Origin of the sequence: Caulobacter sp. S45, assembly GCF_009765965.1 — a bacterium.
In the GTDB taxonomy this organism is placed as follows: Bacteria; Pseudomonadota; Alphaproteobacteria; order Caulobacterales; family Caulobacteraceae; genus CAHJWH01.
Map to the genome: position 1 here is coordinate 371,132 of NZ_LMUL01000010.1, position 13,272 is coordinate 384,403.

The following is a 13,272-nucleotide window of genomic DNA, read 5'->3' on the forward strand; positions in this document are numbered from 1 at the left end:
TACGCCCCGTGACGGTCTACTTCATCACCACATATTCTCTTGGACGCATCGATGGGCTCCAGTCCGCGTTCCTAGCGCTCACGATCAGGGTCGAAAACGATGACTGAAGACGCCCTTCAGGCCCTCGCGCGCGAGGCCGGTCTGCTCGTCGATTGGGAGGACGCCGCCGGAAGCGCCCAACGCGTCGGTCCCGACAGCCTTCGCGCCATCCTGTCCGCCATGGGCTTGCCCTGCGCCAACACGCCGGAGGCCGCCGAAAGCCTCGCCGAGCTGCGCCTGGCCCGGCGCGCCGATGCGGGCGGCCTGCTGACGGCGAACGCCGGATTGGGGCTGAAGCTGCCGTTCGAGCCCCGCGATCGCCGGGTGCGCCTGCGCCTGGAAGGCGGGACCGAGCGCGACATGCGCCTGAAGGATGCGTCCGACGGTCTGCGCCTGCCGCCCATCGCCGAGCCCGGCTACCACACGCTCGAAGTCGACGGGCGAGAGGTCCGGATCGCCGTCGCGCCGCGTCGCGCCGTGGGCGTGGAGACGCTCGCTCCGGGGCGCCCGATCTGGGGCGTCGCGGCCCAGGTCTACGCGCTTCGGGGCGCACGGCCATCGGGCTTCGGCGACTTCGGGGCGCTGGCGGAGTTTTCCAGCGCCGCGGCGCGGGCGGGCGCGGATGCGGTGGCCATCAGCCCGGTCCACGCCCTGTTCGCCGCCGACCCGTCGCGCTACAGCCCCTATGCGCCGTCGACGCGCCTGTTCCTGAACGGCTTGTACGCCGACCCGACGGCGGTGTTCTCCGAGATCGATACAGGGGGCGAGGCCGACGGCGGCGAGCTGATCGACTGGACGACCGCGGCGCCAGCCAGGCTGAAGGCGCTGCGCCGGGTGCACGCCCAGGCCCGCCAGCGGCCCGACGATCCGCGCTGGCGGGCGTTCGAGAGTTTCCGGCAGTCTGGGGGCGCCGATCTGGAGGGCCACGCCCGCTTCGAAGCCCTGTACGCGCACTTCTTCGCCGAGACCAGTGCACGCGGCTGGCAGGGGTGGCCGGAGGCGTTTCGCGATCCGGCGGGCGCGGCGGTCGCCGCCTGGGCGCGCGATCACGCCGAAGCGGTGGAGTTCCACGCCTTCCTGCAATGGCTGGCGGACGCCGGCTTGGCGCAGGCCCAGGCGTCGGCGAAGGACGCCGGCATGGCGGTGGGGCTGATCTCGGACCTGGCGGTGGGCCTGGATGCGGGCGGCAGCCACGCCTGGAGCCGGCCGGACGACCTGCTGCGCGGGCTGAGCGTCGGCGCGCCGCCCGACATGTTCCAGCCGACCGGCCAGGACTGGGGCATCTCCGCCTTCTCGCCCCAGGCCCTGCGACGCAGCGGCTACGCCGGCTTCCTCGCCACCCTGCGCGCCGCCATGCGCCATGCGGGCGGCGTGCGGATCGATCATGCGATGGGCCTGCGCCGGCTGTGGCTGACCCCCGCCGGCGCCAAGCCATCGGAAGGGGCGTATCTGCTCTATCCGTTCCAGGACATGTTGCGTCTGATCGCCCTGGAGTCGCGTCGCGCCCAGGCGCTGGTGATCGGCGAGGACCTCGGCACCGTCCCGCCGGGCTTCCGCGAGGCGCTGGACGCGACCGGCGTGATGGGCATGCGGGTGCTGCTGTTCGAGCGCGCCAAGGACGGGACCTTCGTCAGCCCTTCGCGCTGGTCGGCCCAGGCGGCGGCGCTGACCACCACCCACGACCTGCCGACGCTCGCCGGCTGGTGGCGGGGACGCGATATCGATTGGGCCGAAGAGCTGGGCCGCACCGCCGATGCTACGGCGGATCGCGCCGCGCGGGACCTCGACCGCACCCGCCTGTGGGCCGCCGCCCTCACCGCCGGCGTCGCGGAGGGCGCGCAGCCAGCGCCGGAGGAGCCCGAGCGCGCGGTGGACGCCGCCCTGGCCTTCGTGGGCTCCGCGCCGAGCCGCCTGGCGATCGCGCCGATCGAGGACCTGATGGCGCAGGTCGAGCAGCCCAACCTGCCGGGCACCATCGACGAGCATCCGAACTGGCGTCGCCGTCTTTCCACCGCCGAACCGTTCGCCGACCGGGCCACGGCCGCCCGCGCCGCGCACTTCGCCGCCGCCCGCGCCGGATCGTTCAACGCGGGCGCGCGCACCGTTCCGCGCGCCACCTATCGCCTTCAGTTCCACAAGGGCTTCCCCTTCGCGCGCGGGGCCGAACTCGCCCCCTATCTCGCCAAGCTGGGGATCAGCCACGTCTACAGCTCGCCGATCGCCACCGCGCGCGCGGGCTCCAACCACGGCTACGACGTGGTCGACCCGACGGTGATCAATCCCGAGCTCGGCGGCGAGGACGGGTTCCGCGCCATGGTCGCAGCCCTGCATGCCCATGGGCTCGGCCTGATCCTCGACATCGTCCCCAACCACATGGCGGTGGGGCAGGGCGACAACGCCTGGTGGCTCGACGTGCTCAAGCGCGGCCGGGCGAGCCGGTACGCGGATTTCTTCGACATCGATTGGGACATGCCCGACCCGGAGCTGAACGGCCGCATCGCCGCGCCCTTCCTCGGCCAACCCTACGCCGAAGCGCTCGAAGCGGGTGCGATCCGGCTGCGCGAGGTCGACGGCCAGCTCTGCGCCGTCGCCCATGACACGCACCTGTTCCCCATCCGGAGCGAGGATCGCAAGGAGATCGCGCTCGAGGGCCTGGGGCTGTTCGATCCGCACGACGTGGAGGGACGCGCCCGCCTGCATGAGCTGCTCGGCCGCCAGCACTTCCGCCTGGCCTGGTGGCGCACCGCCAACGACGAGATCAACTGGCGGCGCTTTTTCGACGTCACCGAGCTGGCCGGCCTGCGCGTCGAACGGGAGGATGTGTTCGACGCGGTCCACGCCCTGCCGCTGCGGCTCTATGCCGAGGGACTGGTCGACGGGCTGCGGGTGGACCACGTCGATGGCCTGACCGATCCCGCCGCCTATTGCCGCCGCTTGCGGGCGCGGCTGAGCTCGCTGGAGGCGGGACGATCGCCGACCGCCCAGCCGGGCGCGGCTTGGCTGGTGGTCGAGAAGATCCTGGCCCAGGGCGAGATGCTGCCGGTGGATTGGGAGACCGACGGGACCACCGGCTACGACTTCATGAACGATGTCGCCGCCGTCCTGCACGACCCCGAAGGCGAAGAGGCCCTGACCCGTCATTGGGTCGAGCTCAGCGGCCGCCCGGGCGACTTCGCGCCCGAAGAACGCGCCGCGCGGCTGGAGATGCTGGAGCGCAGTTTCGGCGCCCAGCTGGAGGCGACGGTGCGCGCCTTCCACCGCCTGGCCCGTTCCGAGTCCGCCGCGCACGACTATTCGGCCGGCGCGATCCGGCGCAGCCTGGTGCAACTGCTCGCCGCCTTCCCCGCCTATCGCACCTACGCGTCGGAGGGGCCGGCGCCGGGCTCGGACGTGGCGATGGTGGTCGAGGCCCTGGCCCAGGCCCGCATCCACGGCGCGCCCGGCGACGCCGAGGTTCTGGAGCAGGTCGCGCTGTGGCTGTGCGGCAGGGGCCCCGGCGCGCCCAGCCTGCGCCGGGAAGCATTACGCCGGTTCCAGCAGCTCAGCGCCCCGGTCTCGGCCAAGGCGGTGGAGGACACCGCCTTCTACCGCTACAGCCGCCTGATCTCGCGCAACGACGTGGGCTCCGATCCTGCGCGCTTCGCCGCCGACATCGGCCAGTTCCACGCGGCGAACCAGGCGCGGGCGCAGGCCCATCCCCACGCCATGCTGGCCACCGCCACCCACGACCACAAACGCGGCGAGGACGTCCGCGCCCGGCTGGCGGCGCTCGGCGGGCTTGCCGGTCCATGGATCGAGGCGGCGGGCCGTTGGTCCCGAGCCAATGCGGACCTAGGCTTGGCCATCGACCCGGCGGATGAATACGAACTCTACCAGACCCTGGTGGGCGCATGGCCAACCGGACTTGCTTCCGACGACGAGGCCGGGCTGGGCCAGTTCGCCGACCGGCTCGCCCAATGGCGGCGCAAGGCCTTGCGGGAAGCCAAGCTGCGCTCGTCCTGGGCGCGACCGGACGAGGCGTACGAAGAGGTCTGCGAGGCTTTCCTGAGGGCGGCGCTCGATCCTCGGCGATCCGTCGGTTTCCTGGCCGATTGCCACGGGTTCACCGGGCGGCTGACGCGCGCGGCCCTGCCCAACAGCCTCGTCCAAGCGGTGCTGAGATGCACGGTCCCTGGCGTGCCGGACCTCTATCAGGGCGCCGAGCTGTGGGACCTGAGCCTGGTCGATCCGGACAACCGCCGACCCGTCGATTTCAAGCTACGCCAACACCTGCTGGATAGGCGGGCGGACGATCTCGCCGATACCCGCGACGGTGCGATCAAGCTGCATGTCGTCCGCAAGGCGCTGGCTGCGCGGTCGAAGTTCGCCGCGGTGTTCCGCGACGGCGGCTACGAGCCCCTCGATATCGCCGGCTCCCGCAAGGACCATGTCCTGGCCTTTTCGCGACGGGCCGCGTCGGGGCGGGTAGTGGTGATCTGCCAGATCCGCTGCGATCGCCTCCTGTTCGACGGGGGCGTCCGGACCCTGGGCCCTGACTTCTGGCGGGACACGAGGATCGAGCTGGGGACAAGCGCGTCAGCCGCTCCAGCCGTGGACCTGCTCACCGATCGCGAGCTTCCAGCCGGCGCGCTGGGCATGTCGGACATCCTCGCCTCGCTGCCCGTGGCCATGCTCCACGTCCCGGCCTGACCTCCCGTCGTCAACGAGGCGGACGAGGGCCCCGCGTCAGCCCCGCAGCGCCTTGGAGACGCCCTGGAGACCTGCCTCCAGCTCCTGGTAGGTCGGCCAGCCGTAGCCGAGGCGGAAATAGGTGTCCGGCATCTCGAACCAGTGGCCGGGCCCCAGATAGGTTCCGTGCTGTTCCAGCAGCCGGCGGTAGAAGGCGTCGACGCCGCCCGGCGGCTCGACGCGCATGCGGGGGAAGCAGACCACCCCGCCGGAGGGCGGGACCCATTCCAGTAGCTCCTCGCCCGCGATCCAGTCGCTGACCAGGGCCAGGCGACGGCGCATCTCGTCGAGGGTGGGGGTCAGGATGGCTTCGCGGTTGGCCAGGATCTGCTCGGCGATCCATTCGTGGATGACGCTGCCGCAGATGCTGATCTGCTCCTTGGCGGCCAGGAAGAGCTCCTGTAGGGCCGGGTCCCGGGTGATCAGCCAGCCCAGCCGGATGCCCGGCACGCCGTAGGCCTTCGACAGTGACGACACGCTGATGACATGCGAGCCCAGCGAGGCCCCTAGCGGCAACATCGCGCCGAGGGACAGGTCGCGGTAGGTCTCGTCCACCACCAGATAGCAGCCGTGCTTCTTGGCCAGTTCGACCAGACGCTTCAGCTCGGCTTCGCTGAACACCACGCCGGTGGGATTGTGCGGGCAGGTGACGCTGACGATCCTGGTCTTCGGCGTGATCGCCGCCTCCAGCGCGGCGAAGTCGACCTTGAAGCCCCGGTCGAAATCGAGATCGACGAAGGTGATGGCGCAGCCGATGGCCCGGGGCGTCTCGAGGTTGGTGGCGTAGTTGGGGCGCACCACCACCAGGTGGTCCTCGGCCGACAGCAGCGAGGTGGCGATGATGAACAGCGCCCCCGCCGCGCCGGCGGTGACCAGCACATCGTCCGCCGACAATCCGTGGCTTCCCTCGACGATCAGCTTGCGCAACAGGGGACTGCCCCGGTGCTCGTTGTAGAGCAGGGTCAGGTCGGGGATCTTCAGCCCCAGGCTCGACAGACTCTGGTCGGTGATCGAGCTTTCCGACAGGTTGTTGCGGATGTTCCCGTAGCCGTACTCCTCGGGAGATTCCACTTCGATCGGCATGCGGACATAGCGCACGGGCGAGCCCCTCTTCAGATTGCAGGCCGGATTTCATCGCAACGCCGCCCGTCTATCCACCCCCCTGAAGAGGGGGAGGCGGAGGGGCTTGTCCGGAACCTGTAACGGCGGGACCTGCAGCGACGAACACCGTGCAGCAGACGAACCGGTTGGCCGCATGGCGTGACAGCGCCGGCCATCGGCCAAGCTGTCTGACCTAGTTATGGAGCTACACGGTGAGCCACAAACCTCATACCAATATTGCTCGCTTGGCCACCGTCGCCTTATCGTCCTGCGCGCTGGCCTTGGTCGGGTTCGCGACCGTCGCGGCTGTTGCGGCAGGATTGCCTGGCGATCCGGCGATCACGAAAAACGCCAGCGCGCTTTTCCACGATCCGCAAACCCAGGTGCTTGGCAATCCCCATGGGGATGTCACGATCGTAGAATTTTTCGACTATGCGTGCCCGACCTGCAAGGCGACCGAACCTCGGGTGGAGCAGCTTCTCAAAGCCGATCACGGCGTGAAGCTCATCGTCAAGGAATTCCCTGTGCTTTCCCCGCAATCTGCGATCGCCAGCAAGGTCGCGCTCGCCGCGGTGAAGCAGGGCAGGTACGCCGCCTACCATCAAGCCCTGCTGTCCTATCGGGGCGGCCTGAACGAGGCGGTGATCTATGGCGTCGCCCACGACGTCGGACTCAATGTCACGCAACTGCGCAAGGACATGAACGCGCCCGAGATTTCCAGGGAGATCGCTTCCAATCTCGCCTTGGCCCAGACCATCCATGTGCCTGGGACGCCGACCTTCATCCTGCGTGGCCGTATGCTGCCCCAGCCCACATCCCAGATCGATTTCCCTTCGGTCGTCGCCGCCGCCCGACACGACAGGGCGTGAGCGCCTAGCCGGCGAGGTTGGCGGTTTGTGCAGCAGGCCCCTGTGCAACAGTGCTCCGCATGTTTCTGTGGAGCGCCGCTAATCCCCTTGGCGGCCGAAGGCCTGGAAGCTGTTCCTGGTGGAGCCGAGGGGAGTCGAACCCCTGACCTCCTCATTGCGAACGAGGCGCTCTACCAACTGAGCTACGGCCCCGGAACAGGTTCCACCGAGGACCCGAAAGGGCCCGCGGCGAGGGCGGGACATAAGTCTGCTCGTGCGCATCCTGTCAAGCGTCGGTTCGAGGCTTCGGCAAGCTTGAGTGCGGCGAAGAACGCAGGCAAACAGCCTTTACCTAGGAGACTCCCATGCCGATCGTCCGCGCGCTGCTCTTTCTGTTCGACAGCCTGATCAGCCTGGCCATCTTCCTCGTCATCATCTCGGCGATCCTGAGTTGGCTGGTGGCGTTCGACGTCATCAACCTGCGCAATCCGAGCATCTACCGGATCGTGCGAGCGCTGGACGCCATGACCGAGCCCCTGTTGCGCCCGATCCGGCGGATACTGCCCAACCTGGGCGGCATCGACATCAGCCCGATCATCCTGTTGCTGTTGCTGCAGGCGATCCGCATGGTGGTGGATGGCTTCGTGGCCCCGATGGCCTATGGAGCGCCGGGACTGGCCTACTGACGTCCGATGGGTTCGTCGGGCGGCTTGGAATCGGAAGCCCTTTTGCCTGAGGCCCACCATGTCTGAGACCTATGACCTGATCGTGCGCGGCGGCGAGGTGGTGAACCACGCCGGACGCGGGCTGGCCGACGTCGGCGTGCGCGAGGGACGCATCGCGAAGATCGGCGAGCTGTCCCAGGCCTCGGCCGGGGAGGTGTTCGACGCCACCGGCCTGACCGTGCTGCCCGGCGTGATCGACACCCAGGTCCACTTCCGCGAACCGGGACTGGAGTGGAAGGAAGACCTGGAGACCGGCTCGCGCGCGGCGGTGCTGGGCGGGGTCGTGGCGGTGTTCGAGATGCCCAACACCCAGCCGACCACCACCGATCCGGCGGCGCTGGAGGACAAGCTGGCCCGCGCGCACGGGCGGATGCATTGCGACCACGCCTTCTATGTCGGCGGCACCCACGAGAACGCGCACTTGCTGGGCGAGCTGGAACGGCTTCCGGGTTGCTGTGGGGTGAAGGTGTTCATGGGCGCCTCCACCGGCACCCTGCTGGTGGCTGACGATGCGGGCGTGGCCGAGGTGCTGCGCCACGTGCAGCGGCGCGCCACCTTCCATTCAGAGGACGAATACCGGCTCGAGGAGCGCCGGCCCCTGGCGCGCCAGGGCGACTGGACCAGCCATCCCGAGGTGCGCGACGCCGAGAGCGCCATCCGCTCCACCCACCGCCTGGTGCGGCTGGCGCGCGAGCAGGGCAAGCGCATCCACGTGCTGCACGTGACCACGGCGGAGGAGATCGAGTTCCTGGCCGACCAGAAGGATGTCGCCACCGTCGAGGTCACGCCCCAACACCTGACCCTGATCGGCCCCGAAGCCTATGAGCGGCTGAAGGGGCTGGCCCAGATGAACCCGCCGATCCGCGAGGCCCGCCACGTCGCCGGCCTGTGGAAGGGGATCGTGCAGGGGGTGGCCGACGTGCTGGGCTCCGATCATGCGCCCCATACGCTGGAGGAGAAGGCGCGGCCCTATCCGGCCTCGCCCTCGGGCATGCCGGGGGTGCAGACCCTGCTGCCGGTGATGCTGACCCATGTGGCGGCCGGGCGGATGAGCCTGGAGCGGCTGGTGGACCTGACCAGCGGCGGCGCCCAGCGGGTGTTCGGCACCGCCGGCAAGGGGCGGATGACAGTGGGCTACGACGCCGACCTGACGGTGGTGGACCTGAAGGCGAAGCGCACCCTGCGCCACGCCGACATGGCCACGCGCTCGGGCTGGACGCCGTTCGACGGCATGGAGGTCGTGGGCTGGCCCAAGGCCACTATCATCCGCGGCCGGGTGGTGATGCGCGACGACGAGATCGTGGCGCCGTCGCTGGGCCGGCCGGTGCGCTTCCAAGAGACCTTGGGCGCGGGGTGAGGCGCGCTGAGTTGCGGCGCGCGCTGCGTGCTTCGAGACGCGATTCGCGCTCCTCAGCATGACGAAACTTGGTGGATTGCAAAAACCTACGTCATCCTGAGGAGCCCCGGAGGGGCGTCTCGAAGGACCCACTTCGTCCAGCCTTAAATTCCCTTCCCGACCTCCACCGCCTCGAACACGTTGAACGCCACGTTCTGGATGTGGGCGCCCTCGATGAAGAAGCGCGGGATGGGATCGGGGCGGCGGGGATACGGCGTCGTCCATCCGGCGCGATAACGCCTCAAAAACAAAACGGCCCGCGGGGCGAACCCGCGGGCCGTAGAGCTACGATAAGGCGCGAGCCCTACTTCTTCATATTGGTCGGCAGCTGGCAGGGCAGCCCGGCGCCGGCGGCCTGACCACAGCTCAGCAGCGTCTGCACGCTGTCGCTCTGGGTCATTTCGAGCACCCAGCCCGGATTGCCGTCCGAACACGCGGTCTCGATGTAATCGGTGCCGGCCTTGGTGGAGCCCAGGAAGCGGGCGCCGGACACCTTGCAGCTCGACCGGCCCTTGGCGGCCAGGCCGGCGCTGTACTTGGCGTAGATCGGCGCGAGGTCCGTCAGCTTACAGGCGCCGTTGGGGCCGAACTGGCCGGCTCTCACGCAGTCGACGAACCGGGCCTTGCCGTCGCCCGCCGAGGGGAACACCGCCACGGTGCCGTCGGGACGGTTGGAGCAGGCGAGTTCGACCACCTCGTCCTTGGCGTCGGTCATGCCGATCGGGCGGTACTTGGTCACGTCGCAGTTATAGCCGCCGGACTTGGCCAGCTTGGTGTAGGTGGCGACTTCTTCGGTGGCGACCTTGGTGGTGTCGGTCAGGGTGCAGCCGCCGAGGCCGGCCGCCTGGGCGCAGCTGATGACGTTCTTGTAGGCGCCGGTCTTGTCCGTATCCAGGACGAAGCCCGCCTGGGAGCCGCAGCCGACCTCGTAATAGGCGTCGCCGCTGGTCTTGTCGGCGCCGATGTAGTGGGTGCCGGAGACCTGGCACTGGTGGCCGGACTTGGCGACCAAGCCGTTGATGTAGGCCATCACCTGGTCCTTGGAGGTCAGGGTGCACTCCATGTTGCCCTGGCCCATGGTGGCGGCGCAGGGCTCGGCCACGGTCGCCGCCGCGGCGGCGCCGGGCGCGGGCGTCTGCAGGATGAAGCCGGAGCCTTCCTGGCAGGCGACCTCGTAGACGGTGGTCGTGGCGTTGGCGCCGACATAGCGGGCGTCCTTGGGCGTGCAGGTCATGCCGGCCTGGGCCACGATCGGCTTCAGCCCCGCCGCCGCATTGGCGTTGCCGGGCAGCTTGCAGGTCAGGGTGGGCTGGGACTTGGTGGCCAGGCAGTCGTAGGCCTTAACCGTCGTGCCCTGGGCCAGCAGGATGTAGCCGAGACCCTCCGAGCAGGCGACCTCGTAGATGTCCTGCTTATCCTTGGAGCTGCCGATGAAATAGGCGTCGGAAACGTTGCACGACAGGCCGGCGGCCTTGGCGACGGCGGGAGCGGCCTTCATGCCCTTGTCGCGCTGGTCCTTGGTGATCTCGGCCTTCTTGGCGTCGGCGGCGTGGGCGGCGAGGGGAGCCGAGCCCATCGCAAGCGCGGCCATCGCGGCCAACGCCATCGTCAAGCGTCTCATCCAGGTGTCTCCTCGTCTGCTTGAAATTTTCTTTGGCGGCGACATAAGCCCGCACCCGCCGCCGGGGTCAAGGCGAGGTGAGGCGGCTCGCCGCAGCGACGCTTCCAAAATCGGTTGGCGACCGGGTGGTTCAACCCTGTGCGAGCGCTTGCGCGATCTCGGCCATGACCGGTTCCCAGCGGTTGAAGCTGGCGGGCAGGAACACCCGCGCCGACGGATACCAGGGATAGTGGTCGGTCCCCAGCATCGGCCACGCGCCGGGGGTGGAGATGAACCAGGTCGGCGCGCCGCTGGCGGCGGCCAGGTTGGTGGTGGCGTTGGGCGGTCCGATCACCAGGTCCAGCGCGCAGCATAGCGCCGCCACGTCCTCCAGGTCGTCCTTCAGGTCGATGCCGGGCGGGGTCCAGATCCGCACGCCGGTCTGTTCGTAGGCGCGGGCGAGTTCGGAGCCGCATTCGCCATACTGCAGGTTCACCAAGGTCGCACCCGGCGTACGCAGCACCGGCGCCCAGGCGTCGAACGGCGAAAAGAAGCGCGACCGCGCGGCGTTGATCTTCAAGCTCTTCCACACCAGCCCGATGCGGCGACCCGGGGCCTCCGCGTCCAGCACGGCGCGCCAGTGGGCGATTCGCTGGGGATCGGGGTGGAGGAAGGCGCGGCGGTCGGGGAAGGCCGCGACGTCTTTGCGGTACTGCTCGAGCACGCAGGCCAGCGGCGCCCACAGATCGACCGGGGGAACGTCCTGGAGCGCATGCACCGCACGCACGGAGCGCAGGCCGATGGTGTAGGTGGCGTGGGCCGTCACCCTGGCCGTCGGGAAGGACCGCTGGAACAGCTCGACCAGGCGCGGCTCGACCGCCAGCCACAGCACGCCTTCGGGGCCCAGCGCCTCGATCACGTCGGGCACGACGTTGGCGAACAGCACCTCGTCGCCCAGGCCCTGTTCGCCGATGAGCACCAGGGTGCGGCCCCGCAGGTCCGCGCCGGCCGTCCAGCCGGGGCGGTCGATGGCGTGGAACAGCACCTCGCTATAGCCGGGGTCCAGGCGCGCGGCGTAGGTCCGCCAACCCAGCTCCAGCTCGCCCGCCGCCAGGAACATCGTGGCCTGGGCGAACTGGATGGTCGCCCGCTCGCTTTCCAGCGCCGTGGGCTCCAGGGCGAGGGCGCAGTCTTCCAGCGCCCCGTGGGCGTCGCCCAGGGCCAGCCGGACATTGGCCAGGTTATAGCGCGCCTTGGCCAGACCTGGGTCCAGGCGCAGGGCCTCGGCGTAGAAGATCGCGGCCTGCTCGATCTCGCCCTGCTCGTTGAGGACGGTGCCCAGCGTGTTCCACAGCATGGCGTGATCGGGATGGGCGTTGAGGGCGCTCTTGAGCACCCCCAGCGCCTCGTCGTAGCGCATCTGGCCCCGCAGGGCGCAGGCCAGGTTGTTGTAGCCGTCGACGAACTCGGGCTTTTTCGCCAGCACGATGCGGAAGAACTGCTCCGCCAGCTCGTGCCGGTTCATCTGGTAGGCCAGTCGGCCGATGTCGTTGGCGATATCGCAGTCGTCCGGGTTCAGCTCGACCGCAGCCTTGTAGCAGGCCATGGCGTCTTCGAAGTCGCCGCTCTTCTCCCGGCAGATGGCCAGCAGGTGCCAGGCAAGCGCATTGCGCTCGTCCAGCTCCAAAGCCTTCAGGGTGAGGGTGGCGGCCTCCTTGTGCTGCTCGGCCCTGAGCGCCTCGGCGGCCTGTTGCAGCAGCGGCAGGACGGCCTGCGCCTTCAACTCCGCCATCGCCAGGTTCAACCGGGCGACCGGGTCGCGAGGGGGCGTCGGAACGGGGGCGTCGGCGCCGATGGGTAAGGGGTTTGCGTGCGCCATCCTGCACCGTCGGGTTCACGGCCCATCAGAGGGCACCAAGCTTAAGGGTTTGCTAACCGTGCGCTCGCGCCGCAGGGGCTAGGGGCGGCTAAACCAGACGTTAACCATGAATCTTTAGGTCGGGTTCAGCGTTCCAGGTTTAGCGATTCCGTAGTGCCTTGGACGGCTTTGGGAGACGGTAGAATGCCGCTCAAACTGTCGCTGAAACCGGGTGAGAAATTCGTCCTGAACGGGGCGGTGGTCCAGAATGGGGATCGTCGCGGCGTTCTGGTCCTGCAGAACAAGGCGTCGGTCCTCCGCGAGAAAGACATCATGCAGTTGGAGGAGGCGGTCACCCCCTCGCGCCGGGTCTATTTCCCGGTGATGATGATGTATTTGGATGAGGCGGCCGCCAAGGACTACTTCGATGAGTTCGCTCAGCGTATGAACGAATTCATGGGCGTGATACGGAATGCGGATATTCTAGCTGAATGCGTAACCATTTCTAAGCATGTGTTGGGCCGTAATTACTACAAGGCCCTGATGTTGTGCCGTAAGTTGATCGAATACGAAGACGAGAGGTTAGGGCAGCATGTCTCTGCAGGCCTACCAGCAAGCGGCGCAACGGGCTGAGAGCCCGCGCGACACCGAGTATCGCCTCTTCGCGGAGGTGACGCGCGCCCTGATCGCGGCGCAGCAGGCCGAGCGGCACGACTTCAAGACCCGCGTGGGGGCGCTGGACTGGAACCGGCGGCTATGGACCACGCTGGCGATCGATTGCGGCCGTCCCGACAACCGCCTGCCGGACGCGGTGCGCGCCCACATCATCTCGCTCAGCATCTGGGTCAGCAAGTACACCAGCCAGATGATCCGTGAGCAGGGCAACTACGACCTGCTGATCGAGGTCAACCGGATCATCATGCAGGGTCTGACCCCCCAGGCCGCCCAAGCCGCTTAGACAGAGGCGGCGTAAGCGC

The 13,272-nt window shown here is 68.7% G+C and carries 10 protein-coding genes and 1 tRNA gene; 6 read left to right on the plus strand and 5 right to left on the minus strand.

Annotated features, from left to right (window positions below; translation table 11 throughout):
* The first annotated feature begins 99 nt into the window (after window positions 1-99).
* The gene (gene treY / locus GSQ87_RS22310) at window positions 100-4,728 is read left to right on the plus strand and encodes a malto-oligosyltrehalose synthase (RefSeq protein ID WP_174241405.1); all 4,629 of its coding nucleotides are present in this window, start codon (window positions 100-102) and stop codon (window positions 4,726-4,728) included.
* Window positions 4,729-4,764: 36 nt separating this feature from the next.
* Here the strand turns inward: treY and GSQ87_RS06205 are convergent, their stop codons facing one another.
* Window positions 4,765-5,865 carry a pyridoxal phosphate-dependent aminotransferase gene (locus tag GSQ87_RS06205; protein ID WP_158914324.1) on the minus strand — a complete coding sequence of 367 codons (1,101 nt, stop codon included), beginning with the start codon at window positions 5,863-5,865 and terminating at the stop codon, window positions 4,765-4,767.
* Window positions 5,866-6,113: 248 nt separating this feature from the next.
* Between GSQ87_RS06205 and GSQ87_RS06210 the strand changes: the two genes are divergently transcribed.
* Window positions 6,114-6,737 (plus strand): DsbA family protein, encoded by a 624-nt coding sequence (locus GSQ87_RS06210; RefSeq protein WP_158914326.1) that lies wholly within the window; start codon window positions 6,114-6,116, stop codon window positions 6,735-6,737.
* 116 nt (window positions 6,738-6,853) lie between these two features.
* Here the strand turns inward: GSQ87_RS06210 and GSQ87_RS06215 are convergent.
* A tRNA-Ala gene (locus GSQ87_RS06215) sits at window positions 6,854-6,929 on the minus strand.
* Window positions 6,930-7,081: 152 nt separating this feature from the next.
* Between GSQ87_RS06215 and GSQ87_RS06220 the strand changes: the two genes are divergently transcribed.
* A complete protein-coding gene (locus GSQ87_RS06220) occupies window positions 7,082-7,402 on the plus strand; it encodes a YggT family protein (RefSeq protein WP_158914328.1) in 321 nt (106 codons plus the stop codon).
* A gap of 58 nt (window positions 7,403-7,460) precedes the next feature.
* Window positions 7,461-8,798, plus strand: a complete 1,338-nt coding sequence (locus GSQ87_RS06225; RefSeq protein ID WP_158914330.1) for a dihydroorotase — start codon at window positions 7,461-7,463, stop codon at window positions 8,796-8,798.
* Between the two features lie 143 nt (window positions 8,799-8,941).
* Here the strand turns inward: GSQ87_RS06225 and GSQ87_RS06230 are convergent, their stop codons facing one another.
* The 3 genes from GSQ87_RS06230 to GSQ87_RS06240 form a co-directional block, all read right to left on the minus strand.
* Entirely contained in the window at window positions 8,942-9,082 is a 141-nt protein-coding gene (locus GSQ87_RS06230; protein ID WP_158914332.1) for a hypothetical protein, read from the minus strand.
* Between the two features lie 59 nt (window positions 9,083-9,141).
* The gene (locus GSQ87_RS06235; RefSeq protein WP_158914334.1) at window positions 9,142-10,458 is read right to left on the minus strand and encodes a hypothetical protein; all 1,317 of its coding nucleotides are present in this window, start codon (window positions 10,456-10,458) and stop codon (window positions 9,142-9,144) included.
* A gap of 130 nt (window positions 10,459-10,588) precedes the next feature.
* A complete protein-coding gene (locus GSQ87_RS06240; RefSeq protein ID WP_158914336.1) occupies window positions 10,589-12,316 on the minus strand; it encodes a tetratricopeptide repeat protein in 1,728 nt (575 codons plus the stop codon).
* Between the two features lie 183 nt (window positions 12,317-12,499).
* Between GSQ87_RS06240 and flbT the strand changes: the two genes are divergently transcribed.
* Together flbT and flaF are read left to right on the plus strand one after the other, a co-directional pair.
* Window positions 12,500-12,928, plus strand: coding sequence for a flagellar biosynthesis repressor FlbT (flbT, locus tag GSQ87_RS06245; RefSeq protein WP_158914338.1), 429 nt, complete (start codon window positions 12,500-12,502; stop codon window positions 12,926-12,928).
* On the plus strand, window positions 12,888-13,253 hold the full coding sequence (flaF, locus tag GSQ87_RS06250) for a flagellar biosynthesis regulator FlaF (RefSeq protein ID WP_158914340.1): 366 nt from the start codon (window positions 12,888-12,890) through the stop codon (window positions 13,251-13,253). Before flbT ends, flaF begins: the two co-directional genes overlap by 41 nt.
* Window positions 13,254-13,272 lie beyond the last annotated feature (19 nt).

Bases quoted from the DNA above. Each gene is read 5' to 3' on its own strand.
- treY (WP_174241405.1), top strand. From the start codon at position 100: ATGACTGAAGACGCCCTTCAGGCCCTCGCGCGCGAGGCCGGTCTGCTC.
- GSQ87_RS06220 (WP_158914328.1), top strand. From the start codon at position 7,082: ATGCCGATCGTCCGCGCGCTGCTCTTTCTGTTCGACAGCCTGATCAGC.
- GSQ87_RS06225 (WP_158914330.1), top strand. From the start codon at position 7,461: ATGTCTGAGACCTATGACCTGATCGTGCGCGGCGGCGAGGTGGTGAAC.
- GSQ87_RS06235 (WP_158914334.1), bottom strand. From the start codon at position 10,458: ATGAGACGCTTGACGATGGCGTTGGCCGCGATGGCCGCGCTTGCGATG.
- GSQ87_RS06240 (WP_158914336.1), bottom strand. From the start codon at position 12,316: ATGGCGCACGCAAACCCCTTACCCATCGGCGCCGACGCCCCCGTTCCG.
- flbT (WP_158914338.1), top strand. From the start codon at position 12,500: ATGCCGCTCAAACTGTCGCTGAAACCGGGTGAGAAATTCGTCCTGAAC.
- flaF (WP_158914340.1), top strand. From the start codon at position 12,888: ATGTCTCTGCAGGCCTACCAGCAAGCGGCGCAACGGGCTGAGAGCCCG.